Below are 3,386 nucleotides of genomic sequence, written 5' to 3'. Positions count from 1 at the left end.
ATGTTCCGGCGGTGTCCTACTCTCCCACACCCTGGCGAGTGCAGTACCATCGGCGCAGGTGGCCTTAGCTTCCGGGTTCGGAATGGGACCGGGCGTTTCCCCACCGCTATAGCCGCCGTAACTCTATGAAACTATCCACAGACAGCCGAACACCCCGTGATCGGGACATTCGCCTTCCTGTATCTGTGTGTTGTTTCAGATACCGCACAGTGGACGCGTAGCAGCTTTGTTGGTAAGTCCTCGGCCTATTAGTACCAGTCACCTCCATGCGTTACCGCACTTCCAGTTCTGGCCTATCAACCCAATGGTCTGTTGGGGGCCTTACCCCCTCGAGGGGGTGAGAAACCTCATCTTGGAACAGGCTTCCCGCTTAGATGCTTTCAGCGGTTATCCCTTCCGAACGTGGCCAACCAGCCGTGCCCCTGGCGGGACAACTGGCACACCAGAGGTTCGTCCGTCCCGGTCCTCTCGTACTAGGGACAGCCTTCCTCAAGTTTCTAACGCGCGCGGCGGATAGAGACCGAACTGTCTCACGACGTTCTAAACCCAGCTCGCGTGCCGCTTTAATGGGCGAACAGCCCAACCCTTGGGACCTACTCCAGCCCCAGGATGCGACGAGCCGACATCGAGGTGCCAAACCATCCCGTCGATATGGACTCTTGGGGAAGATCAGCCTGTTATCCCCGGGGTACCTTTTATCCGTTGAGCGACACCGCTTCCACATGCCGGTGCCGGATCACTAGTCCCGACTTTCGTCCCTGCTCGACCTGTCAGTCTCACAGTCAAGCTCCCTTGTGCACTTACACTCAACACCTGATTGCCAACCAGGCTGAGGGAACCTTTGGGCGCCTCCGTTACATTTTAGGAGGCAACCGCCCCAGTTAAACTACCCACCAGGCACTGTCCCTGAACCAGATCATGGCCCGAGGTTAGAGGTCCAATACGACCAGAGTGGTATTTCAACGACGACTCCACGAACACTGGCGTGCCCGCTTCACAGTCTCCCACCTATCCTACACAAACCGTACCGAACACCAATACCAAGCTATAGTGAAGGTCCCGGGGTCTTTTCGTCCTGCCGCGCGTAACGAGCATCTTTACTCGTAATGCAATTTCGCCGAGTCTGTGGTGGAGACAGCAGAGAAGTCGTTACGCCATTCGTGCAGGTCGGAACTTACCCGACAAGGAATTTCGCTACCTTAGGATGGTTATAGTTACCACCGCCGTTTACCGGGGCTTAAATTCTCAGCTTCGCACATTGCTGCGCTAACCGGTCCTCTTAACCTTCCGGCACCGGGCAGGCGTCAGTCCGTATACATCGTCTTACGACTTCGCACGGACCTGTGTTTTTAGTAAACAGTCGCTTCTCTCTGGTCTCTGCGACCCAACCCAGCTCCGAGTGCAAGACTCATCACCAGATCGGGCCCTCCTTCTCCCGAAGTTACGGAGGTATTTTGCCGAGTTCCTTCACCACAGTTATCTCGATCGCCTTAGTATTCTCTACCTGACCACCTGTGTCGGTTTGGGGTACGGGCCGTGTACCAACTCACTAGAGGCTTTTCTCGGCAGCATAGGATCACTGAATTCACCTCAACCGGCTACGCATCACCTCTCAGGCACATGTTATGCGGATTTGCCTACACAACGCCCTACAGGCTTACACCCGGTAATCCACCACCGGGCCCAGCTACCTTCCTGCGTCACCCCATCGCTTGACTACTACAGCCAGGGTCGTGCGCAGCCACATCCGGCCTCCCGAAGGAGGTCCATCCGCTTTTGGGCACTTAGCACAACTGATTCGCCATTGGGCGCGGATACACGGGTACGGGAATATCAACCCGTTGTCCATCGACTACGCCTGTCGGCCTCGCCTTAGGTCCCGACTCACCCTGGGCGGATTAACCTGGCCCAGGAACCCTTGGTCATTCGGCGGACGAGTTTCTCACTCGTCTTTCGCTACTCATGCCTGCATTCTCACTCGCGCAGCCTCCACAACTAGGTCACCCCGCTGCTTCCCTGGCTACACGACGCTCCCCTACCCACCCAGTCGACTGGCCCGAAGGCGATCTGTATGACTGAGTGCCGCGGCTTCGGCGGTGTACTTGAGCCCCGCTACATTATCGGCGCAGGATCACTTGACCAGTGAGCTATTACGCACTCTTTCAAGGGTGGCTGCTTCTAAGCCAACCTCCTGGTTGTCTCAGCGACCCCACATCCTTTTCCACTTAGTACACGCTTAGGGGCCTTAGCCGGCGATCTGGGCTGTTTCCCTCTCGACTACGAAGCTTATCCCCCGCAGTCTCACTGCCGCGCTCTCACACACCGGCATTCGGAGTTTGGCTGACTTCGGTAAGCTTGTGGGCCCCCTAGGCCATCCAGTAGCTCTACCTCCAGTGTGAAACACGCGACGCTGCACCTAAATGCATTTCGGGGAGAACCAGCTATCACGGAGTTTGATTGGCCTTTCACCCCTACCCACAGCTCATCCCCTCAGTTTTCAACCTAAGTGGGTTCGGGCCTCCACGACGTCTTACCGTCGCTTCACCCTGGCCATGGGTAGATCACTCCGCTTCGGGTCCATGACATGCGACTCAAACGCCCTATTCGGACTCGCTTTCGCTACGGCTACCCCACACGGGTTAACCTCGCCACACACCGATGACTCGCAGGCTCATTCTTCAAAAGGCACGCCATCACCCCACGACCGAAATCGAAGGCTCTGACGGATTGTAAGCGCACGGTTTCAGGTACTATTTCACTCCCCTCCCGGGGTACTTTTCACCTTTCCCTCACGGTACTAGTCCGCTATCGGTCACCAGGGAGTATTCAGGCTTACCGGGTGGTCCCGGCAGATTCACAGCAGATTTCACGGGCCCGCTGCTACTCGGGTATCAATCACGCAAGCCGTCGCGTTTTCGCTTACCGGACTCTCACCGTCTACGGTTGGCCATCCCAGACCAATTCAGCTAACACAACGGTTTCTGACTTACGCTCCTCACGGCAGTGAGAAGAAGAAAGACCCCACAACCCCGCATAGACAACGACTGCCGTCTATCACATCTACACGGTTTAGCCTCTTCCGCTTTCGCTCGCCACTACTCACGGAATCACTATTGTTTTCTCTTCCTGTGGGTACTGAGATGTTTCACTTCCCCACGTTCCCTCCACACACCCTATATATTCAGATGCGGGTAACACGACATCACTCGTGCTGGGTTTCCCCATTCGGAAATCCTCGGATCTCAGCTCGGTTGACAGCTCCCCGAGGCTTATCGCAGCCTCCTACGTCCTTCATCGGCTCCTGGTGCCAAGGCATCCACCGTACGCTCTTACACACTTACTAACAAAGATGCTCGCGTCCACTGTGCAGTTCTCAAACAACACAC

Annotated in this window: 2 rRNA genes; both read right to left on the bottom strand. The window is 56.2% G+C overall.

The window, feature by feature from the left end:
* Positions 1–3 precede the first annotated feature (3 nt).
* Positions 4–120: ribosomal RNA gene (rrf, locus tag C8258_RS32090) — 5S ribosomal RNA — on the bottom strand.
* Between the two features lie 108 nt (positions 121–228).
* A 23S ribosomal RNA gene (locus C8258_RS32085) occupies positions 229–3,343 on the bottom strand.
* Positions 3,344–3,386: the final 43 nt, after the last annotated feature.

The sequence above is a fragment of the Nocardia sp. MDA0666 genome (assembly GCF_003023875.1).
Classification (GTDB): Bacteria; Actinomycetota; Actinomycetes; order Mycobacteriales; family Mycobacteriaceae; genus Nocardia; species Nocardia aobensis.
The sequence above is the reverse complement of the archived record's forward strand: the minus strand, read 5'-3'. Positions and strand labels throughout refer to the sequence as shown.